The following is a 22,332-nucleotide window of genomic DNA, read 5'->3' as shown; positions in this document are numbered from 1 at the left end:
TGCGCATTTTAGACTCTTCTCGAAAAACGTCAACACTTTTTTCATCCTCTCGTCACTTCGACCTCCTCTCGCGCGCGCGTTCATTTATATGCGCGGGAATGAACGTCCACTCCTCGCCCCTGTCTGATGCCATCAGGGGCGCGCTGGTTTATCTTCACTCGCACCGCATTCAACCAAGTACCGAGGACCTCATGCCAACCGATCCCCCACGTCACGGGCGCACCGGCAAGCCGATCAATACCGAGAAGCTCGATCGCGTGGTCGCCGCCGCGCGCAAGGCCAGCGACGACCGCGCCGCCGGTTACCGCGAACAGGCGCTCAAGCTCTACCCCTGGGTCTGTGGTCGCTGCGCACGCACCTTCACCCGCGAGAACCTGCACGAGCTCACCGTCCACCACAAGGACATGGACCACGACAACAACCCAGCAGACGGCAGCAACTGGGAGTTGCTGTGTCTGTACTGTCACGACAACGAACACCAGAAGTACGAGGAGCACCTCGCCGCCAAGGCCGGGGGCCGCACCCGCACTCGCGAAGACGGTCAGAAGGAGACCACCCACAACCCCTTCGCCGGCCTCGGCGCCCTGCTCAACAAGGGCGATTGAGCGGACGCAGCGCCCGCCATCCGGTGGGCGCCGTATAATCCCACCCCACGCCATCCCATTCGGACGCGCCGGCGCGCGTCACCCCAAGGAGTCCCCGCACCGCATGTCGCGTCACACCTTCTTCGCCTCGGCCCCGAAACACATGGGCGATCTGCTCGCCGACGAACTGCGCGGGCTGGGGCTCGCCGACGCCACCGAGACCCGAGGCGGCGCGCGCTTCTCGGGCGACCTGGAAGCGGCCTACCGCGCCTGTCTGTGGTCGCGCGTGGCCAACCGCATCCTGCTGCCGCTGGCCGAGTTCGCCGCCGAGGACGCCGACGCGCTCTATGCCGGGGTCACCGAGCTGCCCTGGGAGGATCACTTCTCGCCGGCGCAGAGCATCGCGGTGCAGTTCGACGGCGCGCTGAACGCGACCCCGAACCGACACTACGCCACCCTGCGCGTCAAGGATGCCATCGTCGACCGCTTCTCGGCGCGTTGTGGGCAGCGCCCGGACGTCGATACCGAATGGCCGGACATCGGCATCCACGTCTATGCCCAGCGCGACCAGGTCACCGTCAGCCTCGATCTCTCCGGCGGCTCGCTGCACCGGCGCGGCTATCGCCGTCAGGGCTCGGCCGCGCCGCTCAAGGAGAACCTCGCCGCCGCGCTGCTGCTGCGCGCCGGCTGGCCCGAGCTGGCCGCCGAGGGCGCGGCACTGCTCGACCCGATGTGCGGCTCGGGCACCCTGGTGATCGAGGGGGCGCTGATCGCCGCCGACATCGCCCCGGGCCTGCTGCGCGAACACTTCGGTTTCCTCGGCTGGTCGGCGCACCAGCCCGAGGTGTGGGCGGCGCTGTGCGAGGAGGCGCGCGCGCGCGCCGAGGCCGGGCGCGAACGGGTCGGCACCCTGCGCGGCTACGACTGCAACCCCAACGCCATCCGCGTGGCGATCGACGATCTGGCGCTGGCCGGGCTCACCGGCCTCGCGCACTTCGAGCGGCGCGAGCTGAGCGACTGCCTGCCGGTGCATGCCGAGGATCGCGGGCTGGTGATCGTCAACCCGCCCTATGGCGAGCGCCTCGGCGCCGACGACGACCTCGAGGCGCTCTACGCGCGACTCGGCTCGGTGCTGCGCGAGCGCTTCCTCGGCTGGCGGGCGGCGGTGTTCACCGGCTCGCCCGAGCTCGGTCACCAGCTCGGGCTGCGCGCGCACCGCACCCACACCCTCTACAACGGCCCGATCGAGTGCCGCCTGCTGCACTTCCAGATCGAGGCCGAGCGCTTCGCCACCAACCGCCCGCGCCCGTTGCCACCCGAGTCGCTCGGCCCCGGCGCCGAGATGTTCGCCAACCGGCTGCGCAAGAACCTCAAGGCGCTGCGCAAGTGGTGCAAGCGCGAGGCGATCGACTGCTACCGTCTCTATGACGCCGACCTGCCCGAGTACGCCTTCGCCATCGACGTCTACGGCGGCGTCAACGGACGCTGGGTCAACGTCCAGGAGTACGCCCCGCCGGCGAGTGTCGATCAGAAGCGCGCGCGGCTGCGCGCCCGCGAGGCGATGACGATGATCCCCGAGGTGCTCGAGATCCCCGCCGGTCAGGTCCATTTCAAGGTCCGTCGCCAGCAGAAGGGCGCCAGCCAGTACGAGCGCATCGCCGAGACCCGTCGCTTCCATGAGGTCGCCGAGGGCGGCCATCGCTTCCTCGTCAACTTCGAGGACTATCTCGACACCGGCCTGTTTCTCGATCACCGCGACACCCGCGCCCTGGTCGGGCGGCTGGCCGCGGGCGCGCGCTTCCTCAACCTCTTTGCCTACACCGCCAGCGCCACCGTCTATGCCGCGCGCGGCGGCGCGCGCTCCACCACCACGGTGGACATGTCGCGCACCTATCTCGACTGGGCCGAGCGCAACCTGGTGCTCAACGACATCGGCGGGCACGACCACACCCTGGTCCAGGCCGACTGTCTGCAGTGGATCGAACGTCACGCCGGACGACGCGAATTCGACCTGATCTTCCTCGATCCGCCGAGCTTCTCCAGCTCCAAGCGGATGCAGGGCACCTTCGACGTGCAGCGCGATCATGTCGACCTGATCGCGGCGACGATGCGCCTGCTCGCCCCCACGGGCACGCTGATCTTCTCCAACAACCGCCGCGGCTTCCGCATGGACCATGCCGCCCTGCCCCGGCTCGAGATCACCGACCTCACCGCACAAACGCTGCCGCACGACTTCGCGCGCAACCCGCGCATCCACAACTGCTGGCAGATCCGTCGCCGCGACCCGGCGCGAGGCAGCGATGTTGAGTAATACGTCACCAGCGTTTAAGGTTGCCGGCTCGACCCGGCGGCCCGCGGCGGCCCGCCAGACGTCAGAACCGGGCGCACCCGCCCCGTGCGGGGGATGCGCCGCAGCAATGGACCGGACCCCTGAACGACATGCTTGAGGTAGTGCAGCTCGAATGCCGACGCGGTGATCGGCTGCTCTTCAGCGCGCTGGACGTCGAGGTCGGGGGCGGCACCCTGCTGCACGTGCGCGGTCGCAACGGTAGCGGCAAGACCACCCTGCTGCGTGCACTCTGCGGTCTGTTCACCCCGGAACGCGGCAAGATCCGCTGGCGCGGCACCCCGATCGCCGAACTCGGTGACGAGTACCACCGCGACCTCCTCTACTTCGGCCACCTCAACGGCATCAAGGGCGACCTGACCGGGGTCGAGAACCTGCGCGTCACCACCACCCTCGACGGCGAGCGCCTCGACGAGCAGGCGCTGTGGGCGGCGCTCGCGCGCATCGGTCTGCAGGGCTTCGAGGATCTGCCGACGCGGATGCTCTCGCAGGGGCAGAAGAAGCGGGTGGCGCTGGCGCGACTGGTGCTCAGCCGCGCGCCGCTGTGGGTGCTCGACGAGCCCTTCACCGCGCTCGACACCGCTGCCGTGGCGCTGCTCGAGACGTTGATCGCCGAGCACGTCGCCGGCGGCGGCATCGTCGTGCTCACCACCCATCAGGACGTGCCCCTGACCTCGGGGCAGGTCGCGCGACTCGACCTCGGGAGCTGAACCACCGGTGTTGCGACTCTTCTGGTGCATCCTCTCGCGCGACCTCACCCTCGCGCTCAGACGCGGCACGGACGTGCTGACCAGTCTGTTCTTCTTCGTCATCGTGGTGAGCCTCTTCCCGCTCGGCGTCGGTACCGAGCGCGAGGTGCTGCAGACGCTCGGCCCAGGCGTGGTCTGGGTGGCGGCGCTGCTCGCCTCGATGCTCGCACTCGAACGGCTGTTCGCCGCCGATCATGTCGACGGCACCCTCGAGCAGATGCTGCTCACCGATCAGCCGCGCGCGCTGCTGGTGCTGGCCAAGATCACCGCCCACTGGCTGCTCACCGGGCTGCCGCTGGTGCTGATCGCCCCGCTGGTGGGGATGCAGTACCACCTCACCGGCGCCGCCGTCGGGGTGATGATGCTCACCCTGCTGATCGGCACCCCGGTACTCAGCCTGCTCGGGGCGATCGGCGCGGCGCTGACCCTGGGGCTGCGCGGCGGCGGCATCCTGCTGGCGCTGCTGATCCTGCCGCTCTACATCCCGGTGCTGGTCTACGGCGCCGGGGCGATCGACGTCGCCGCCACGGTCTCGGTCGCCGACACCCGGCCCTACTTCGAGCTGCTCGGCGCCTTCCTGCTGGTGACATTGGTCTTCGCCCCGGTGGCCGCCGCCGCCGCGCTCAAGATCTCACTCGAATAAACCCTCAAGCGAACGCAGACACCCGCCATGGCACTGAACTGGTTCAAATTCGCCTCGCCCGCCTCCTTCTACCCGATCGCCGGCAGGCTGGTCCCGGCCTTCTGGATCATCACCCTGATCCTGCTCGGGCTCGGGCTCTACTGGGGCTTCTTCGAGACCGCCGACCGACTCGGCGGCAGCAATGCCCAGAAGGAGTACTACCGCATCATCTTCATCCACGTGCCGGCGGCCTGGATGTCGATGTGGCTCTACGTGGTGATGGTCGGCTGGGCGGCGATCGGACTGGTGTTCAACACCCGGTTGTCGTTCATGATGGCCAATGCCGTCGCCCCCACCGGCGCGATCTTCACCTTCCTCGCACTGTGGACCGGGGCCTTCTGGGGCCGACCGAGCTGGGGCACCTACTGGGACTGGGACCCGCGCCTGACCTCCGAGCTGGTGCTGTTCTTCCTCTACATCGGCTATATCGCGCTGCACTCGGCGATCGACGACGTGCGCCGCGCCGATCGCGCCGCGGCGCTGCTGGCGATCGTCGGGCTGATCATGGTTCCGGTGATCTTCTGGTCGATCAACTGCCCCGATCCCAACCAGTGCGCCGCGCTGCACCAGCGCTCCGACCTCACCCAGATCGACGCCAACATCCTCTTCGCGATGCTGGCGATGACCTTCGGATTCTGGACCTATTCCTTCGCCACCAGCTTCATGCGACTACGCGGCATCATCCTGCAGCGTGAGTCCGAGAGCGCCTGGGTGCGCGACCTGCTCGACACGGGGGACAAGGCATGAGCGACTTCTTCGCCCAGGGCGGCTACGCCTTCTTCGTCTGGGGGGCCTACGGCATGACCGCCCTCCTGCTGGTGATCGAGGTGCTGCAGTTGCGCGCGCGCCAGCGAACCATTCGCGCCCGGCTCGGTCGATTGATGCGGATTCGTGACGCAGGAGCCAACGATCAATGAAACCCCGACAGAAACGCCTGCTGTTCGTCGCCCTGGCCATCGTCGGTGTCGGCACCGCCGCCACCCTGGCGCTGACCGCGCTCAACAGCAACATCTCCTACTTTTTCAGCCCGACCCAGGTGCTGGCCAACGAGGCCCCCCAGGATCGCGTCTTCCGCCTCGGTGGACTGGTCACCGAGGGCAGCATCGCGCGCCAGGAGGACGGGCTGACGGTGCACTTCGATGTCACCGACAACGCCGAGACCGTCACCGTCGCCTACACCGGCATTCTCCCCGACCTGTTCAGCGAGGGTCAGGGCGTGGTCACCAAGGGACGGCTCGGCCCCGACGGTGTGTTCTACGCCGACGAGGTCCTCGCCAAGCACGATGAAAGCTACATGCCCCCCGAGGTCGAGAGCACCCTGCAGACGGCCCAGGCCGAGGGTGCATCGGACACCGCGGAGACGGCCGGAGTATCCAACTGATGGTTCCTGAACTCGGGCACTTCGCCCTGATCCTCGCCCTCGCGATCACCCTGGTGCAGGCGGTGCTGCCGCTGGCCGGCTCGTTCACCGGCAACCGCACCTGGATGGTGATGGCGCGCCCGCTGGCCTGGGGTCAGCTCACCTTCATCGGCATCGCCTTCGGCTGTCTGCTGCTGGCCTTTCTCACCGACGACTTCTCGGTGATCTACGTCGCCAGCAACTCCAACACCCTGATGCCGCTGATCTACAAGGTCTCGGCGATCTGGGGCGCACACGAGGGCTCGCTGCTGCTCTGGGCGCTGATGCTCGCCGGCTGGGGCGCGGCGGTGGCCGCCTACAGCAACAACCTGCCGCTGCCGATGGTGGCGCGGGTGCTGGCGGTGATGGGCATGGTGGCGATCGGCTTCCTGCTGTTCATGCTGCTGACCTCCAACCCCTTCGAGCGCATCTATCCCGCACCGCTCGAGGGCCGCGACCTCAATCCGCTGCTCCAGGACCCGGGGCTGGCGATCCATCCGCCGATGCTCTACATGGGCTATGTCGGCTTCTCGGTGGCCTTCGCCTTCGCCATCGCCGCGCTGATCGGCGGCAAGCTCGATGCGGCCTGGGCGCGCTGGTCGCGCCCCTGGACCACCGTTGCCTGGGTCTTTCTCACCATCGGCATCGCGCTCGGCTCCTGGTGGGCCTATTACGAGCTCGGCTGGGGCGGCTGGTGGTTCTGGGACCCGGTCGAGAACGCTTCCTTCATGCCCTGGCTGGTCGGCACCGCGCTGATCCACTCGCTGGCGGTCACCGAGAAGCGCGCGGCCTTCAAGAGCTGGACCGTGCTGCTCGCCATCTCGGCCTTCTCGCTGTCGCTGCTCGGCACCTTCCTGGTGCGCTCCGGGGTGCTGACCTCGGTGCACGCCTTTGCCACCGATCCAACGCGCGGCTCCTTCATCCTGCTGTTCCTCTGCGTGGTGATCGGCGGCTCGCTCGCGCTCTACGCTTGGCGCGCGGCCGACATCTCCGGCGGCGGGCGCTTCGACCTGCTCTCGCGCGAGAGCTTCCTGCTGGTCAACAACCTGCTGTTCGCCACCCTCACCGTGCTGGTGCTGTTCGGCACCCTGGCGCCGCTGATCTACGAGGCCGCCGGCTGGGGCAAGATCTCGGTCGGCTTCCCCTGGTTCAACAAGATGTTCGTCGCGCTCTCGCCACTGCTGGTGCTGGCCACCGGGGTCGGTCCCAACACCCGCTGGAAGCATGACGAGCCGGTACGACTGCTGCGCGCGCTGTGGCTCGCCGCCGGGCTCGGCATCGCCGCCTTCCTGCTGGTCTCCTGGCCCGGCTTCTCGGCGCGCGACATCGGTGTCGGCCTGGGCATCGGCATGAGCCTGTGGCTGGTGGTCACCCATCTGGCCAGCCTGCTCGATCGTCTCAAGCACAAGGGCGGGCTGCGCGCGCTGCGCCGCGACATCAACCCCAGCAGTCGCAGCTACTACGGCATGCTGCTGGCGCACCTGGGGCTGGCGGTGTTCATCGTCGGCGTCACCCTGGTCTCCAACGACGGCGCCGAGACCGACGTGCGGATGTCGCCGGGCGACGTCCACGAGGCCTCCGGCTACCGCTTCCTGTTCAACGGCGTCACCCCGGTCGAGGGCCCCAACTACACCGCCCAGCGCGGCGAGTTCGTGGTCTACGACGGTGAGCGCGAGATCGCCGTGCTCCACCCCGAGAAGCGTCGCTATGTCTCCGGCGGCATGCCGTTGACCGAGGCGGCGATCGACGCCGGGCTGCTGCGCGACATCTATGTCTCGCTCGGCGAGCCGATCGGCAACAGCGGCGACTGGGCACTGCGTCTCTACTACAAGCCCTATGTCCGCTGGATCTGGCTGGGCGCCATCCTGATGGCGCTCGGCGGCGTGCTCGCCGCCAGCGACCGGCGCTATCGCAGCGTTCGCAACCGCGCCACCGCGCCGTCCGGCGCGGCGACGAGCGCCGCCTGACCCAGACCCGCAAGGTATGCAGATGAAAGGTTCAAAAACCCGCGCACTGATCCCGCTGGGGATCTTCCTGGTCCTCGCCGCGCTGCTCTTCTACGGGCTGCAGCTCGACCCGCGCAAGGTCCCCTCGCCACTGGTGGGCAAGCCCGCGCCCGAGTTCGACCTGCCCTCGCTGAAGGACCCGCAGCAGCGACTCGATCGCGAACTGCTGCTCGGCGAGGTCTCGCTGGTCAACGTCTGGGCCTCGTGGTGCCCGTCCTGCCGCCAGGAGCACGCCGAGCTGCTGCGCATCGCTCGCGAGCACGGCGTCCGCGTGATCGGCTTCAACTGGAAGGACGACCGCGCCAGCGCGCTGCTGATGCTGCGCCAGTACGGCAACCCCTATACCGTCTCGCTCTACGACCCGGACAACGAGGCCGGCATCGACTGGGGCGTCTACGGCGCCCCGGAGACCTTCGTGGTCGACCCCGAGGGCATCATCCGTCACAAGGAGATCGGTCCCATCACCCCCGAGGTGTGGGAGGAGAAGATCCGTCCGATCGTCGAGCAGTATCGCGCGAGGAACTCATGAAGCGTCGTCACCACCGTCCACTGCTCGCCGGGATGGCACTCGCCGGCGCCCTGCTCGCCGGCACCGCCCAGGGCTACACCCTCGAGGAGTTCACCTTCGAGGACCCGAACCAGTTCGAGGACTTCCGCGACCTGATCAGCGAGCTGCGCTGTCTGGTCTGTCAGAACGAATCGCTCGCCGGCTCCCAGGCCGGGGTCGCCCAGGACCTGCGCGAGGAGGTCTACGCGATGATGCGCGAGGGTCAGAGTCGCAAGGAGGTCGTCGACTTCCTGGTCGCCCGCTACGGCGACTTCGTGCTCTACGATCCGCCGATCAAGCCCTCGACCTATATCCTCTGGTTCGGCCCCTTCGTACTGGTCGGCGGCGCCGGGCTGCTGCTGTGGCGCGCGATCAGACGCAAGAAGGCCGAGCCCGAGCAGGACCTCACCGCGGACGAACGCGCCCGACTCCAGCAACTGATCGCCTCGCGCGACGACGAGCAACGAGACTAGCGCCCCATGATCATCTTCTGGATACTCGCCGCCGGGCTGATCGGCCTGGCCTTCCTCTTCGTCGTCATGCCGCTGCTGCGTCCGACCCCGGAGCAACATGAGCCCGCCCAGGACGCGCTCAATCTCGAGGTCTTCCGCCAGCGATTGCAGGAACTCGACGCCGACCTCGAGTCCGGCTATCTCGACCGTGCCCGCTACGACGCTGCGCGTCACGACCTCGAGCGTGACCTGCTCCACGACGTCGACGGCAGTCAGCCGGTCGACGCGCACGGCGCCTCGCGGTTCGGACGCTGGACGCTGGCGCTGCTGCTCGCGCTAGCGCTCCCCGGCACCGCCACCCTGCTCTATCTGCAGCTTGGCGAACCGACGGTGATCGAGCGCATGGAACTGGCCGCGCGCGGCCTGCCCGCCGAGGACCAGGGCGCCGATCAATCGATGGAGGTGCTGGTACAGCGCCTGGCCAAGCGCCTCGAGGACAACCCCGACGACGTCGAGGGCTGGCTGATGATGGGGCGGACCTACTTCGCCCTGAAGCGCCCGGAGGACGGACTCGAGGCGGTGGCCAGCGCTTACCGGCTCGCCCCCGAGCGACTCGACGTGATGCTCGCCTATGCCGAGGCGATCGCCGCCAACCGCCCCGATCGCAGTCTCGAGGGCAAGCCCGCCGAGCTGGTGCGCGCGGCGCTCGAACTCGACCCGCAGAACGTCAACGCCCGCTGGCTGGCCGGATTGATGGCCTTCCAGCACGGCCAGTTCCAGGCCGCCGCGGTCGCCTGGCAGAAGATCCTCGACGAGTTCGAGCCCGGCAGCCAGGAGGCCGCCGAGCTGCAGGAGATGGTCGACGAGGCACGCCGCCGTGCCGGCATCGCCGCAGCCAAGGCCGCGACCGAGGAGCCGGTCGCTGTCCCGGTCGAGGGGTCGAGCGATGAGTCAACGGAGGCCGTCGGCGCCGAACGCATCGAGGTGAGCGTGAGCCTGGACCCGGCGCTTGCCGCCGAGGTCGCCGCCGAGGACACGGTGTTCGTGTTCGCCCGCGCCACCTCCGGCCCGGCGATGCCGCTGGCCGCCCAGCGGTTGCAGGCCGGATCGCTGCCGGCCACGCTCGCCCTCGACGACAGCATGGCGATGGCCCCGGGGATGCGTCTCTCGGCCCACGCCGAGATCCAGGTCACCGCCCGGATCTCGCGCAGCGGCGAGGCGGCACCGCAGCCCGGAGATCTAGAGGGTCAAAGCGAAACGATCGATACCCGCGAGACCACCGCCACTGCGGTCGTCATCGATCGCGCCCTGCCCTGAGCGCGCAGCGGCGCCGGCGCGCGGCACCCGCCGCGCGCCACCTGCCCTCATCCACCCTCACTCCTCGCCATAGACCCCGACCAACATCGCGCGAGCGATGATGTGCTCCTCCATCGCCAGCAGCAGCCGATCCTTGGTCGGCGTCCCCAGCTCATCGGGCAGACGGGTATCGAGGGCATAGAGACGATGGAAATAACGATGTCGACCGACCGGCGGGCAGGGCCCGCCGTAACCCGTCCGCCCCCAGCTGTTGAGGCCCTGGCCGACACCCGGCGGCAGGCCGGTCGTCGGGTCCACCCCCTCGACCAGCTCACGGCACGTCGGCGGCAGATTGAAAAGCACCCAGTGGTCCCATACCATCCTTGGCGCTGCCGGATCCGGCGCATCCGGGTCATCGACGATCAGCACCAGGCTCCGTGTGCCCTCCGGAGGATCGGACCAGCACAGCGGCGGAGATCGGTCCTCGCCATGACACGTCAGACGCGCCGGGATCTCCCCGCCATCGACAAAGGCGGCGGATTTGAGAACGAGTTCCATAGCCAATCTCCGGTTCTGTGCTAGCCTTCTGGCTCAAGGATCGAGGCGAGAGACATTTCGATCATCGCCTTGATTATCGTCCATTCGACGGAATGGTCCATGGCACCAGGACGGTGACTCCATCCATCGGCCTGGCGCCACAGCATCGAGGGAATCCGCCCCCAAGTGATGCGGATCCCTGACAGACTGTGCGTCCTTCGGCGGCCGATCGGCCGCCTCTTTTTATCCACTCCATCCCGATTGATCTGGCGCACCCCGCGCGGCGATTCAATCCCACCCCGCCGATCCCCCGGTGATTGCCATCTATACTCCCTGTCATGACACCATTGCTGCGACGCGATCCCGCGCCCCTGCAACGTGCTGCACAACGACGGGAGCAACGATGTCCGACCACAATGCTGATGACGTCCGCAATATCGCCCTGATCGGTCATGCCGGTGCCGGCAAGACCTCCCTGGCCGAGGCGCTGCTTGCAGCGACCGGCGCAACCCCCGCCGCCACGGCCGCCGAGCGCGGTCCTGCGGTCTGCGACCAGGATCCACGCGAACAGGCGCTCGGACACTCGATCGACGCGGCCATCGTCGGCTTCCCCATCGAAGCGCGCCGGGTCAACCTGATCGACACCCCGGGGCTGCCCGACCTGCTCGGGCGCAGCCTGGCGGTCCTGCCCGCGGTCGAGACCGCCGCCCTGGTGATCAACGCCCAGGCCGGGATCGAGCCGATGACCGCCCGACTGATGAAGATGCTCGACGGTCGCGGGCTCTGCCGGATGATCATCGTCAACCAGATCGATGCAGCCGATCTCGATCTCGGCGCACTGACCGAGCAGATTCGCGACGGCTTCGGCCCGGCCTGCCTGCCGATCAACCTGCCTGCAGGGGGCGGCGAACGGGTCGCCGACTGCTTCTTCAACCCGGCGGAGAATGCCACCGACTTCTCCTCGGTGAGCGCGGCCCACGAGCAGATCGTCGACCAGGTGGTCGAGCTCGACGAAGCGCTGATGGAGACCTATCTCGAACAGGGTCAGACCCTCGCGCCCGAGCAACTTCATGACCCCTTCGAAGCGGCGCTGCGCGACACCCACCTGATTCCGATCTGCTTCGTCTCGGCACGCACCGGGGCCGGCATCCCCGAGCTGCTCGAGGTGATCGCCCGGCTGATGCCCAACCCCGCCGAGGGCAACCCGCCGGCCTTCCTCAAGGGCGAGGGCGAGGCGGCCGAGCCGGTCGCCGTCAGTCCCGACCCCGAGCGTCACGCCATCGCCCATGTGTTCAAGGTGCTCAACGACCCCTACCGCGGTCGACTCGGCATCTTCCGCATCCACCAGGGACGCATCACCCCGACCAGCGCACTGTTCGTCGGCGACGCGCGCAAGCCGTTCAAGGTCACCCATCTCTACCGGCTGCAGGGCAGAGAGTTGATCGAGGTCGAGGACGGGGTACCGGGTGACATCCTCGCCGTCTCCCGGGTCGACGAGGTCCATCTCGATGCCGTGCTGCACGACTCGCACGACGAGGATCACTTCCACCTCGCCCGTACCGACTACCCGATCCCGCTCCACGGACTGGCGATCACGCCGAGTCGTCGCGGCGACGAGCAGAAGCTCACCGAGGCGCTGCACAAGCTCCAGGACGAGGACCCCTGCTTCAAGGTCGATCATCACGCCGCGACCAACGAGACGGTGATCCGCGGACTCGGCGCCTTTCACCTCAAGCTGCTGATCGAGCGCCTCGCCGACCAGTTCCACGTCGAGGTCGATACCCGACCGCCGCGCATCCCCTATCGCGAGACCATCACCGCCCCCGCCGAGGGACACTATCGGCACAAGAAGCAGACCGGTGGCGCAGGTCAGTTCGGCGAGGTCTACCTGCGCATCGAGCCGACCCCGCGCGGCACGGGATTCCGCTTCGTCGACGCGGTGGTGGGCGGCGCCATCCCCGGCAACTTCATCCCCTCGATCGAGAAGGGGGTACGCCAGGTCCTCGACGAAGGGGTGATCGCCGGCTACCCGCTGCAGGACATCCAGGTCACCGTCTATGACGGCAAGTCGCACGCCGTCGACTCCAAGGAGATCGCCTTCGTCACCGCCGCGCGCAAGGCCTTCGTCGCCGCCGTCGAGCAGGCCCGTCCGGCGATCCTCGAACCCATCGTGCAGATCCGCATCAGCGCCCAGGAGCAGGCGATGGGCGACCTCGCCGGCGATCTTGCGGGACGACGCGGTCGCATCAGCGGCAGCGAGACCAGGTCCCAGGGGCGAGTGGTGATCGAGGGCGAGGTGCCGCTGGCCGAACTCGAGGGCTATGAGTCACGGCTCAAGGCGATCACCGGCGGCGAGGGGGTCTACAGCATCGAGTTCAGCCACTACGAGCCGGTCGGCACGGCGATCCAACGGCAACTGATCGAGACGCACCAGCAGGAGGATCGGACCTAGCCTGCCCCGGGCGCACCGAGCAGGTCGGCGTTGATGGCGTGGAGGATCAGTCCACGGAACCTCTTCGCCCGCAACAGCTCACGCTCGCCCCAGGGCTCGGCCTGGCCGGAGGTGACCTCGACCCAACGCGCGAACGAGGCGCGTGGCGAGAGCTCGCCATCGCCCGATCGCACCAGCGCGTCCTTGCGTGGATCGCCCGCCCAGTGCACCTCCTGCGGCTGCTCCGGGCGCCACCACAGAAAGGTGCGCGAGACAGAGACACCGGCGCGCTCGACCCGTACCGCGAGCAATCCGCTGCCGCGATCGCGCCACTCCCGCGCCGGCGGATAGTGCTCGGCAAGCGCCGCGGTGGCGAACACCGTCGGCGTCTCGCTCGCCTCCAGCCAACGACACAGCGCGAGGAGCGCCGCGCACGGCGGCGTCTGGCCGAAGGTCGTGCAGCGCTCACCGTCGATCAACGCCGCGCCGCTCGCGCCAACGAGCGCCAGCAACTGCCCGGCAAGTGAGCCCTCCCCCGCCGTCGCCACCGATTCGATGTTGCCACCACTGCCGAGCCGCTCGACCAGCGCGGCGATCTCGCGATCGCTCTCGCTGACGTCCATCAGTCGCCGCGTGCTCTGATAACCGTAGATGGCCAGGGTGAAGGCGCGCGCCATCTCGGCGCAGCGCGCGCGCAACGCCGGCGCCAGCTGCGCGGGCTGGTCGTGGTGACAGGCGATCAGCCCCCACAGCCGCCCGGAGACGACCAGCGAGAAGGAGAGCGAGGCGCTCACCCCCATGTTGCGCAGATAGGTCAGGTGCACCGGCGAGACGGCGCGCAGCTCGGACAGGGTCAGGTCGGCGAGCGTCCCCTCGGGATCGGCGAGCAACGGCACCGGCGCTGCCGCGATGTCGGGGATCTGGCGATGGGGATTGAGCAGATACAGACGACGGGCGACCTGCGGGATGTCCGAGGCCGGGTAGCGCAGCCCGAGATAGGGATCGAGCCCTTCTCGCAGACTCTCGGCGACGACCTCGCCGCAGTCGTCGTCGCGGAAGCGATAGAGCAGCACCCGCGAGAAACCGGTGATGTGGCGCAGCGTATCGACCAGGAACTGACACTGACGCGACCAGTCCTCGGCGCTATAGGGCATGCGATAGAGCTGATGGGGAACGGGCCGATAGGCCGCGTGACGCTCGGCGGGCGCAAGCGCCGGCTCGAACTCCAGCAGCCAAGTCTCGGCGCTGCAGGAAAGCAGCGCATCGAGCGCACCCCGCGGACCGATGCAGAGATCTGGATAGAACCGCTTGTCGCTGCTCGGACGCAACCACGCATCGTCGCCGCCCTCCTCGGTACCCGGCTCGCTCGGCGGCGGGAAGTCGGGGAGCAGCGAGGTCAACAACCGCCCGAGCACCGCTTGCGCTTCCTCGCCGAGCCAGTGCGCCAGATTGGCGCTGGCGAAGCGGATCCGCGCATCGCCGGGACGACCGCCGAGCAGCGCTCCGCACGGCTGGATCGACTGCGCGCGCTGCAGTTGCTCGCGTTCGCACTCGGCGATGAACCCCTGTGTCGCCAGCTCACTCATCTCTCCGACCCTCTCGAACGATCATGCCCGCCATCGACGTCACAGGGCCAATGCTACACTGCCTGTGCCCTCATGGAGCTGGAGCGCGCCGCGATGAGCCAAGCCCCCCGACCGATATCGCCTCCCCCCGCCGCCGCCCTGGCGACAGCCCTGCGTCAAGCCACCGCAACCGCGCACCGGGCCGTGGAGACGCTGCCGCTGTCCAGACGCCTCCTCGCCCCCGACCTGACCCTGGACGAATACCGCGACTATCTCTATCGCCTGACCCTGCTCCATCAGGGGCTCGAGCCCCATCTCACCACGATCGTGCCGGACGCGCTGCGACGACGCCTCGGGGCTCGACCACGACTCGCGGCGCTACGCGACGATCTTGCCCGACTCGACACCGAACCACCCGACCCGCACAACACGCTGCCGGCACGGCTGTGTGCCGAGCAGGGCATCGACTGCGGCATCGGCGCGCTCTATGTCCTCGAAGGCTCGTCACTCGGCGGACAACTGATCGCGCGCCGTCTGCGCGCGCGCTTCGGCGCACGCTTCACCGCCACCGAGGCCATCGATCCGTACGGTGCCGCGGTCGGGGCGCGCCCTCGCGCCCCTTGATATCGGGCGAGCACGGGCGCAGGCAGAGAAGGGATGAAACAGGACAATCGATCAGCGATCGTTAATATTAAGAAAATGGATCATTAGTATTTAATTTCTAGCAAAGGTCAGTATACTGCGACCCTGCTCGTGCGATTGCATTGGACCTTCTTCCGGGAACCGTCATGACCAAGCAGCCCGATATCGACCCCCAGGAAACCCAGGAATGGCTCGACGCGCTCGATGCCGTGTTCGAGAACGAAGGGGTCGACCGCGCCCACTTCCTGCTCGAGCGGCTGATCGACAAGGCGCGCCGCTCCGGGGCCTACCTGCCCTACAGCGCCAACACCGCCTATCTCAACACCATCCCCGTCCACCAGGAGCAACGCTTCCCCGGCGACCTGGCGATGGAGCGGCGCATCCGTTCCTTCGTGCGTTGGAACGCGATGGCGATGGTGATCCAGGCCAACCGGCTGTCGTCCGAACTCGGCGGCCACATCGCCAGCTTCGCCTCCTCGGCCACCCTGCTCGATGTCGCCTACAACCACTTCCTGCGCGCGCGCAGCGAGCGGCACGGCGGCGATCTGGTGTTCCTGCAGGGACACTCGGCCCCAGGCATCTATGCCCGCGCCTACCTCGAGGGACGGATCAGCGAGGATCAGCTCTACAACTTCCGCCAGGAGGTCGACGGCAACGGCCTGCCCTCCTACCCCCACCCCTGGCTGATGCCCGAATTCTGGCAGTTCCCCACCGTCTCCATGGGGTTGGGACCGCTGATGGCCATCTATCAGGCGCGCTTCATGCGCTATCTCGACCATCGCGGCCTGATCGACAGCGCCGACCGCAAGGTCTGGGCCTTCCTCGGTGACGGCGAGATGGACGAACCCGAGTCGCTCGGCGCGATCTCGCTGGCCGCGCGCGAACGCCTCGACAACCTGGTGTTCGTGGTCAACTGCAACCTGCAGCGACTCGACGGCCCGGTGCGCGGCAACGCCAAGATCATCCAGGAGCTGGAGGCGGTGTTCCGTGGCGCCGGCTGGAACGTCATCAAGGTGGTCTGGGGGCGCTACTGGGACCCGCTGTTCGCCCGCGACAAGCAGGGCCTGCTGCTCAAGCGCATGGAGGAATGTGTCGACGGCGACTATCAGGCCTACAAGGCCAAGGGCGGCGCCTATACCCGCGAGCACTTCTTCGGCAAGTATCCCGAGCTCAAGGAACTGGTCGCAAACATGACCGACGAGGACATCTGGCGACTCAATCGCGGCGGACACGACCCGATCAAGGTCTACAACGCCTATCTCGCGGCGACCACGGCGAACGGCAAGCCCACCGTGATCCTTGCCAAGACGGTCAAGGGCTACGGCATGGGCGTGGCCGGCGAAGGCATGAACATCACCCACTCGCAGAAGAAGATGGGCGAGGTCGCGCTCAAGGCCTTCCGCGATCGCTTCAATATCCCCATCTCCGACGACCAGATCGGTGCCGCGCCCTTCTACAAACCCGCCGACGACAGCCCCGAGATGGCCTATCTGCGCGAGCGCGAGGCCCGGCGCGGCGGCCACCTGCCGGCGCGCAAGGTCGAGGCCCCGGCGCTCGAGATCCCGCCGCTGGAGCGCTTCGAGTCGCTGCTGCAGGGCAGCGGCGAGAAGGAGATGTCGACCACCATGGCCTTCGTGCGGCTGCTCACCCTGATCATCCGCGACCCCGGAATCGGCCGTTATGTCGTCCCCATCGTCCCCGACGAGGCGCGCACCTTCGGCATGGAGGGGATGTTCCGCCAGCTCGGCATCTACTCCTCGCAGGGGCAGCTCTACGAGCCGGTCGACGCCGATCAGGTGATGTTCTACCGCGAGGACAAGCAGGGGCAGATCCTCCAGGAGGGGATCAACGAGGCCGGCGCCATGTCCTCCTGGATCGCCGCGGCCACGGCCTACGCCAACCACGGCCAGAGCATGATCCCCTTCTACATCTACTACTCGATGTTCGGCTTCCAGCGCATCGGCGATCTGGCCTGGGCCGCCGGCGACATGCGCGCGCGCGGCTTCCTCATCGGCGGCACCGCCGGGCGCACCACCCTCGCCGGCGAGGGGCTGCAGCACCAGGACGGTCACAGCCCGGTGCTCGCCGCCACCCTCCCCAACTGCATCACCTACGACCCCGCCTACGCCTACGAGCTGGCGGTGATCGTGCAGGACGGGATGCGACGGATGTACCAGGCGCAGGAGGATCGCTTCTACTACATCACCGCGATGAACGAGAACTACGTCCAGCCGCCGATGCCCGAAGGCGCCGAGACCGGCATCCTCAAGGGGCTGCATCGCGTCCATGTCGCCGAGCAGGGCGTGCACCGGGTACAGCTGCTCGGCGCCGGCGCCATCCTCCGCGAGACCCTCGCCGCCGCCGAGCTGCTGGCGCGCGACTTCGACATCGCCGCCGACGTGTGGAGCGTGACCAGCTTCAACGAACTGCGCCGCGACGGTATCGACGCCGAGCGCTGGAACCGACTCCACCCCGAGCAGCCCCCGCGCACCAGCTATGTCGAGACCCAGCTCGGCGCCACCGAAGGACCGGTGATCGCCGCCACCGACTATATCCGCGCCTATGCCGAGCAGATCCGCCCGCACGTCCCGCGCGCCTATGTCACCCTCGGCACCGATGGCTTCGGGCGCAGCGATACCCGCAGCCAGCTGCGCCGCTTCTTCGAGGTCAATCGTCACTATGTCGCGCTGGCCGCGCTCAAGGCCCTCGCCGACGCCGGCACCATCCCACCGGCGCGGGTCAGCGAGGCGATCGAACGCTACCGGATCGACCCGGAGAAGCCCAACCCGACGACGGTCTGAGACCGCCCGCACAGCATTGGAGGACATCGAGTGGCCACCGTCGAAGACATCCTGTTGCCCGACATCGGGGACTTCACCGACGTCGAGATCATCGAGATCCTGGTCGCCCCCGGCGATCGTATCGAGGCGGAGCAATCCATCCTCACCCTGGAGAGCGACAAGGCGACGATCGAGATCCCGGCGCCGCGCGCCGGGGTGGTCGAGCGCCTCAAGGTCGCCGTCGGCGACCGGGTGAGCATGGGCGCGCCGTTACTCAGCATCCGCCCGACCGACACCCCGGCGCAGACGCCCACCGCCGCACCACAGCCTGCGCGCGAGGCAGCACCGCCCCCCCCCGCGCCAGAGGACGCGCCAGCGGCACGGGAACCGGCCACGGGCACGCCACCCACGGCAACGGCGACCGAGGACACCGCGGTGCTGCTGCCCGACATCGGCGACTTCTCCGAGATCCCGGTGATCGAGGTGCTGGTCGCGCCCGGCGACCGGGTCGAGCTCGACCAGTCGCTGCTCACCCTGGAGAGCGACAAGGCGACCATGGAGATCCCCGCCCCCGCCGCCGGGGTGGTCAGCGAGCTGGCGGTCGCCGTCGGCGACACCCTCAACACCGGCGACCTGATCCTGATGCTGCGCGCCGATGCCCCCGCCGAGACCGATGCGCCCGCAACGCCCGAGCCGACGCGCCCAAACGCCGACAACACGCCACCAGCCGCACCCACCACCGCGCCGCAGCCGGGCGAGACGGCGCCGCGCAAGGCCCCGGTGCTGCCACGCCCCGAGGACGTCGCCGCGATCGCCCGGGGGCGCAAGGCCCACGCCAGCCCGGCGGTGCGGCGCTTCGCCCGCGAACTCGGCGTCGATCTCGACGTGGTCAAGGGGACAGGTCCCAAGGGGCGCGTACTCAAGGAGGACGTACGCGCCTTCGTCAAGCGCAGCCTCACCATCGCCGAGCCGTCCAGCCACTCCACCGCCTCGCCGGCGACGGTCGCTGCGACGCCGGCGCCGGCGATCGACCACGGCCGGTTCGGCCCCGTCGAGCGGGTCGAACTCGGACGCATCCGCAGGATCAGCGCGCGCCACCTGCACCAGAGCTGGACCGGCATCCCTCACGTCACCCAGTTCGACGAGGCCGACATCACCGAGCTCGAGGCCTTCCGCGCCGCCCACAAGACCGACCCCGACGACGCCTCGGTCAGGCTCACCCTGATCCCCTTCCTGCTCAAGGCGGTGGCCACCGCGCTGACCCGGATGCCGCTGCTCAAGGCCTCGCTCGACGCCGACGGCGAGCACCTCATCCACAAGCACTACACCCATATCGGCGTGGCCGTCGACACCCCCAACGGGCTGATGGTGCCGGTGGTGCGCGACGTCGATCGCAAGGGGCTGCGCACCCTCGCCGGCGAGCTGGCCGATCTCGGCGCCCGCGCCCGCGCCCAACGACTGCGCCCCGACGAGATGCAGGGCGGCTGCTTCACCATCTCCAGCCTCGGAGGCATCGGCGGCACCGCCTTCACCCCCATCGTCAACGCCCCGGAGGTGGCCATCCTCGGCGTCTCCCGCGCCGCCACCCGACCGGTGTGGGACGGCGAGCGCTTCGTCCCCCGCCTGCTGCTGCCGCTCTCGCTCTCCTACGACCACCGGGTGGTCGACGGCGCCGATGCGGCCCGCTTCACCACCCTGCTCGGCGACCTGCTCGGCGACATCCGCGAGTTGCTGCTATGACCCCCTGATCCTCGGGGTCAGCCTTCGCCTGGCCCCCGGGATCGTATAGGATGAGGCGCCGAACCCGACCACCCATAGAGCGCCCATCGCGGCCCATCGAGAAGCAAGCACACTATGAGCGACACCATCAAGGTCACGGTCCCGGACATCGGGGATTTCAAGGATGTGGAGGTCATCGAGGTCCTGGTCGCCCCTGGCGACAGCGTGCAGCAGGAGACCTCGCTGATCACCCTGGAGAGCGAGAAGGCCACCATGGAGATCCCCGCCCCCGCCGCCGGACGTGTCCAGGAGATCCATCTCGGCGTCGGTGACCGGGTCTCGCAGGGCGCCACCATCCTGACCCTGGCGCCGCTGGCGGCAGGCACTGAGCCGGCTCCAGACACCACCACGGACCCCGCCGAGCAGGTCACCGAGGTGGTGGTGCTGGGTGCCGGCCCCGGCGGCTACAGCGCCGCCTTCCGCGCCGCCGACCTGGGCAAGCGCGTCACCCTGATCGAGCGTCACGCGACCCTCGGCGGGGTCTGTCTCAACGTCGGCTGCATCCCCTCCAAGGCGCTGCTGCACACCGCCGCGATCATCAACGAGGCCAAGGAACTCGGCGCCATGGGCGTGACCTTCGCCGCTCCCGAGATCGATCTCGACAAGATGCGCACCGGCAAGGACAAGGTGGTGGCCAAGCTCACCAGCGGACTGGCCGGCATGGCCAAGCAGCGCGGCGTCGAGGTCATCCAGGGCACGGGCCGCTTCAGCGGCCCCAACCGCATCGTCGTCGACACCGCCGAGGGCGAGCGACGCGTGCGCTTCGATCACTGCATCATCGCCTGCGGCTCCTCGCCGATGACCATCCCCGGCTTCCCGCACGACGACCCGCGGGTGATGGACTCGACCGACGCGCTCGAGATCCGCGACATCCCCGAGCGGATGCTGATCGTCGGCGGCGGCATCATCGGACTGGAGATGGCTACCGTCTACGCCGCGCTCGGCACCGAGATCGACGTGGTCGAGCTGCAGTCGCAGCTGATGCCGGGGTGCGACGCCGATCTCGTCCGCAGCTTCGAGAAGGTCGCCAAGAAGCGCTATCGCAAGCTGATGCTCGAGATCAAGGTTGCGGCGATGACCGCCGCCGATGACGGCATCCAGGTCCGCTTCGAGGGCAAGCACGACGGCGAGGAGACCTACGACAAGGTGCTGGTCGCCGTCGGTCGTCGCCCCAATGGCGCGCTGATCGACGCCGAGGCGGCGGGCGTCGAGGTCGACCAGCACGGCTTCATCAAGGTCGATCAGCACATGCGCACCAATGTGCCGCACATCCATGCCATCGGCGATGTGGTCGGCGGCCCGATGCTCGCCCACAAGGCCACCCACGAGGCCAAGGTCGCCGCCGAGGTGATCGCCGGCCAGCCGGCGCTGTTCGACCCGCTCACCATCCCCTCGGTGGCCTATACCGACCCCGAGGTCGCCTGGATGGGCCTGACCGAGACCAAGGCCAAGGCCGAGGGTATCGCCTACGAGAAGGGGGTCTTCCCCTGGGCGGCGAGCGGTCGTGCGCTCGGCATCCATCGCACCGAGGGCATGACCAAGCTGCTGTTCGACCCCGAGACCAAGCGCATCCTCGGCGCCGGGATCGTCGGTCCCAACGCCGGTGAGCTGATCGGCGAGGCGGTGCTCGCGCTCGAGATGGGCGCCGACATGGAGGACATCGCCCTCACCATCCACCCCCATCCGACACTCAACGAGACCATCGGGCTGGCCGCCGAGATGGCGCACGGCTCGATCACCGACCTGCTCCCGCCGAAGAAGCGTTGAGCCGACGCGCGTCGCGGCCATCAGGGTGCGCGGCGCGCGATCTCCCCCAACCCAGGACAAGCAACACCGCATGACGTCGCCGGCGCATGCATCTGTCGGGCACGCGAACACGCCCGACGAATCGTGCACGTCGGTATCGACGGATCGATAGGGTCTTGTTCGAGAGGCGATCAGGCCATCGGGGGGACGGCCTGATCGAAGTGCCATCGGACCGACCAGACGGACGGTCCGACGACGGCGGGGATCAACGCGACTGGAAGTGGATCATCCAGGCCGGCATCGGCTTGTTGATCGGCTTGGCGGCAGGCGCAGGCTCCTCGGCGACCGGCTCGGCAGCGGCCTCCTCAGCAGCGACAGGCGCTTCCTCGGCGGTCTCGACGACGGCAGGCTCGGCAGCCTCTGCCTCGGCCGGTGCAGCGGTCTCCGCGGCGGCGACAGGCGCCTCCTCGGTGGCCTCGACGACGGCAGGCTCAGCAGCAGCCTCTGCCTCAGCCGGTGCGGCGGTCTCCGCGGCGGCGACAGGCGCCTCCTCGGTGGCCTCGACGACGGCAGGCTCAGCAGCAGCCTCTGCCTCAGCCGGTGCGGCGGTCTCCTCGGCGGCGACAGGCGCCTCCTCGGTGGCCTCGGCGACGGCAGGCTCAGCAGCCTCGGCCTCAGCCGGTGCAGCGCTCTCCTCCTCAGCGGCGACAGGCGCCTCCTCGGCGGCCTCGACGACGGCAGGCTCGGCAGCCTCGGCCTCAGCCGGTGCGGCGGTCTCCTCAGCGGCGAC

At 68.6% G+C, this 22,332-nt stretch carries 18 protein-coding genes; 16 read left to right on the top strand and 2 right to left on the bottom strand.

What is annotated here, in order from left to right:
- Positions 1-191: 191 nt before the first annotated feature.
- The 11 genes from EDC29_RS14765 to ccmI all read left to right on the top strand — a co-directional run bounded on the left by EDC29_RS14765 (position 192) and on the right by ccmI (position 10,083).
- The gene (locus EDC29_RS14765) at positions 192-605 is read left to right on the top strand and encodes a YajD family HNH nuclease (protein ID WP_123140735.1); all 414 of its coding nucleotides are present in this window, start codon (positions 192-194) and stop codon (positions 603-605) included.
- Positions 606-708: 103 nt separating this feature from the next.
- Complete coding sequence (rlmKL, locus tag EDC29_RS14760) at positions 709-2,895, top strand: bifunctional 23S rRNA (guanine(2069)-N(7))-methyltransferase RlmK/23S rRNA (guanine(2445)-N(2))-methyltransferase RlmL (protein WP_132230509.1); 2,187 nt, start codon at positions 709-711, stop codon at positions 2,893-2,895.
- 128 nt (positions 2,896-3,023) lie between these two features.
- Positions 3,024-3,641 (top strand): cytochrome c biogenesis heme-transporting ATPase CcmA, encoded by a 618-nt coding sequence (gene ccmA, locus EDC29_RS14755; protein WP_123140733.1) that lies wholly within the window; start codon positions 3,024-3,026, stop codon positions 3,639-3,641.
- A gap of 7 nt (positions 3,642-3,648) precedes the next feature.
- Positions 3,649-4,323, top strand: a complete 675-nt coding sequence (gene ccmB, locus EDC29_RS14750) for a heme exporter protein CcmB (RefSeq protein WP_123140732.1) — start codon at positions 3,649-3,651, stop codon at positions 4,321-4,323.
- 27 nt (positions 4,324-4,350) lie between these two features.
- Positions 4,351-5,109: a cytochrome c biogenesis protein CcsA gene (ccsA, locus tag EDC29_RS14745; protein WP_123140731.1), complete on the top strand. Its 759-nt coding sequence runs from the start codon at positions 4,351-4,353 to the stop codon at positions 5,107-5,109.
- The gene (ccmD, locus tag EDC29_RS14740; RefSeq protein ID WP_005221019.1) at positions 5,106-5,279 is read left to right on the top strand and encodes a heme exporter protein CcmD; all 174 of its coding nucleotides are present in this window, start codon (positions 5,106-5,108) and stop codon (positions 5,277-5,279) included. Before ccsA ends, ccmD begins: the two co-directional genes overlap by 4 nt.
- Positions 5,276-5,743 carry a cytochrome c maturation protein CcmE gene (gene ccmE / locus EDC29_RS14735; RefSeq protein WP_123140730.1) on the top strand — a complete coding sequence of 156 codons (468 nt, stop codon included), beginning with the start codon at positions 5,276-5,278 and terminating at the stop codon, positions 5,741-5,743. Before ccmD ends, ccmE begins: the two co-directional genes overlap by 4 nt.
- A complete protein-coding gene (locus EDC29_RS14730) occupies positions 5,743-7,728 on the top strand; it encodes a heme lyase CcmF/NrfE family subunit (protein WP_132230507.1) in 1,986 nt (661 codons plus the stop codon). The genes ccmE and EDC29_RS14730 overlap by 1 nt, the downstream gene beginning before the upstream one ends.
- Before the next feature lie 22 nt (positions 7,729-7,750).
- Positions 7,751-8,296: a DsbE family thiol:disulfide interchange protein gene (locus EDC29_RS14725; protein ID WP_123140739.1), complete on the top strand. Its 546-nt coding sequence runs from the start codon at positions 7,751-7,753 to the stop codon at positions 8,294-8,296.
- On the top strand, positions 8,293-8,787 hold the full coding sequence (locus EDC29_RS14720; protein ID WP_123140728.1) for a cytochrome c-type biogenesis protein: 495 nt from the start codon (positions 8,293-8,295) through the stop codon (positions 8,785-8,787). Before EDC29_RS14725 ends, EDC29_RS14720 begins: the two co-directional genes overlap by 4 nt.
- 6 nt (positions 8,788-8,793) lie before the next feature.
- The gene (gene ccmI, locus EDC29_RS14715) at positions 8,794-10,083 is read left to right on the top strand and encodes a c-type cytochrome biogenesis protein CcmI (RefSeq protein WP_132230505.1); all 1,290 of its coding nucleotides are present in this window, start codon (positions 8,794-8,796) and stop codon (positions 10,081-10,083) included.
- 57 nt (positions 10,084-10,140) lie between these two features.
- Here the strand turns inward: ccmI and EDC29_RS14710 are convergent, their stop codons facing one another.
- Entirely contained in the window at positions 10,141-10,620 is a 480-nt protein-coding gene (locus EDC29_RS14710; protein WP_123140726.1) for a YbhB/YbcL family Raf kinase inhibitor-like protein, read from the bottom strand.
- A 382-nt stretch (positions 10,621-11,002) separates the two neighbouring features.
- Here EDC29_RS14710 and fusA point away from each other — a divergent pair, with 382 nt between their 5' ends.
- Positions 11,003-13,051, top strand: a complete 2,049-nt coding sequence (gene fusA / locus EDC29_RS14705) for an elongation factor G (protein WP_132230504.1) — start codon at positions 11,003-11,005, stop codon at positions 13,049-13,051.
- On the opposite strand, the gene EDC29_RS14700 is transcribed toward fusA, so the two are convergent.
- Positions 13,048-14,616 carry a GAF domain-containing protein gene (locus EDC29_RS14700; protein ID WP_132230502.1) on the bottom strand — a complete coding sequence of 523 codons (1,569 nt, stop codon included), beginning with the start codon at positions 14,614-14,616 and terminating at the stop codon, positions 13,048-13,050. The two genes, fusA and EDC29_RS14700, sit on opposite strands and share 4 nt — an antisense overlap.
- A gap of 72 nt (positions 14,617-14,688) precedes the next feature.
- Here EDC29_RS14700 and EDC29_RS14695 point away from each other — a divergent pair, with 72 nt between their 5' ends.
- The 4 genes from EDC29_RS14695 (at position 14,689) to lpdA (ending at position 21,563) form a co-directional block, all read left to right on the top strand.
- Positions 14,689-15,219 (top strand): biliverdin-producing heme oxygenase, encoded by a 531-nt coding sequence (locus EDC29_RS14695; RefSeq protein WP_132230500.1) that lies wholly within the window; start codon positions 14,689-14,691, stop codon positions 15,217-15,219.
- Positions 15,220-15,383: 164 nt separating this feature from the next.
- Positions 15,384-18,038, top strand: a complete 2,655-nt coding sequence (gene aceE / locus EDC29_RS14690) for a pyruvate dehydrogenase (acetyl-transferring), homodimeric type (RefSeq protein ID WP_132230498.1) — start codon at positions 15,384-15,386, stop codon at positions 18,036-18,038.
- A gap of 30 nt (positions 18,039-18,068) precedes the next feature.
- Positions 18,069-19,757 carry a dihydrolipoyllysine-residue acetyltransferase gene (gene aceF / locus EDC29_RS14685; RefSeq protein WP_132230496.1) on the top strand — a complete coding sequence of 563 codons (1,689 nt, stop codon included), beginning with the start codon at positions 18,069-18,071 and terminating at the stop codon, positions 19,755-19,757.
- A 114-nt stretch (positions 19,758-19,871) separates the two neighbouring features.
- Positions 19,872-21,563, top strand: coding sequence for a dihydrolipoyl dehydrogenase (gene lpdA / locus EDC29_RS14680; RefSeq protein WP_132230494.1), 1,692 nt, complete (start codon positions 19,872-19,874; stop codon positions 21,561-21,563).
- The last annotated feature ends 769 nt before the right edge of the window (positions 21,564-22,332 follow it).

The sequence above is a fragment of the Marichromatium gracile genome (assembly GCF_004343155.1).
GTDB classification, from domain to species: Bacteria; Pseudomonadota; Gammaproteobacteria; order Chromatiales; family Chromatiaceae; genus Marichromatium; species Marichromatium gracile.
The sequence above is the reverse complement of the archived record's forward strand: the minus strand, read 5'-3'. Positions and strand labels throughout refer to the sequence as shown.

Coding starts and splice junctions, on each gene's coding strand:
- ccmE (WP_123140730.1), top strand. CDS start 5,276: ATGAAACCCCGACAGAAACGCCTGCTGTTCGTCGCCCTGGCCATCGTC.
- lpdA (WP_132230494.1), top strand. CDS start 19,872: ATGAGCGACACCATCAAGGTCACGGTCCCGGACATCGGGGATTTCAAG.
- ccmA (WP_123140733.1), top strand. CDS start 3,024: ATGCTTGAGGTAGTGCAGCTCGAATGCCGACGCGGTGATCGGCTGCTC.
- EDC29_RS14720 (WP_123140728.1), top strand. CDS start 8,293: ATGAAGCGTCGTCACCACCGTCCACTGCTCGCCGGGATGGCACTCGCC.
- aceE (WP_132230498.1), top strand. CDS start 15,384: ATGACCAAGCAGCCCGATATCGACCCCCAGGAAACCCAGGAATGGCTC.
- EDC29_RS14765 (WP_123140735.1), top strand. CDS start 192: ATGCCAACCGATCCCCCACGTCACGGGCGCACCGGCAAGCCGATCAAT.
- EDC29_RS14725 (WP_123140739.1), top strand. CDS start 7,751: ATGAAAGGTTCAAAAACCCGCGCACTGATCCCGCTGGGGATCTTCCTG.
- fusA (WP_132230504.1), top strand. CDS start 11,003: ATGTCCGACCACAATGCTGATGACGTCCGCAATATCGCCCTGATCGGT.
- ccsA (WP_123140731.1), top strand. CDS start 4,351: ATGGCACTGAACTGGTTCAAATTCGCCTCGCCCGCCTCCTTCTACCCG.
- EDC29_RS14730 (WP_132230507.1), top strand. CDS start 5,743: ATGGTTCCTGAACTCGGGCACTTCGCCCTGATCCTCGCCCTCGCGATC.
- ccmI (WP_132230505.1), top strand. CDS start 8,794: ATGATCATCTTCTGGATACTCGCCGCCGGGCTGATCGGCCTGGCCTTC.
- EDC29_RS14695 (WP_132230500.1), top strand. CDS start 14,689: ATGGAGCTGGAGCGCGCCGCGATGAGCCAAGCCCCCCGACCGATATCG.
- EDC29_RS14710 (WP_123140726.1), bottom strand. CDS start 10,620: ATGGAACTCGTTCTCAAATCCGCCGCCTTTGTCGATGGCGGGGAGATC.
- ccmD (WP_005221019.1), top strand. CDS start 5,106: ATGAGCGACTTCTTCGCCCAGGGCGGCTACGCCTTCTTCGTCTGGGGG.
- EDC29_RS14700 (WP_132230502.1), bottom strand. CDS start 14,616: ATGAGTGAGCTGGCGACACAGGGGTTCATCGCCGAGTGCGAACGCGAG.
- rlmKL (WP_132230509.1), top strand. CDS start 709: ATGTCGCGTCACACCTTCTTCGCCTCGGCCCCGAAACACATGGGCGAT.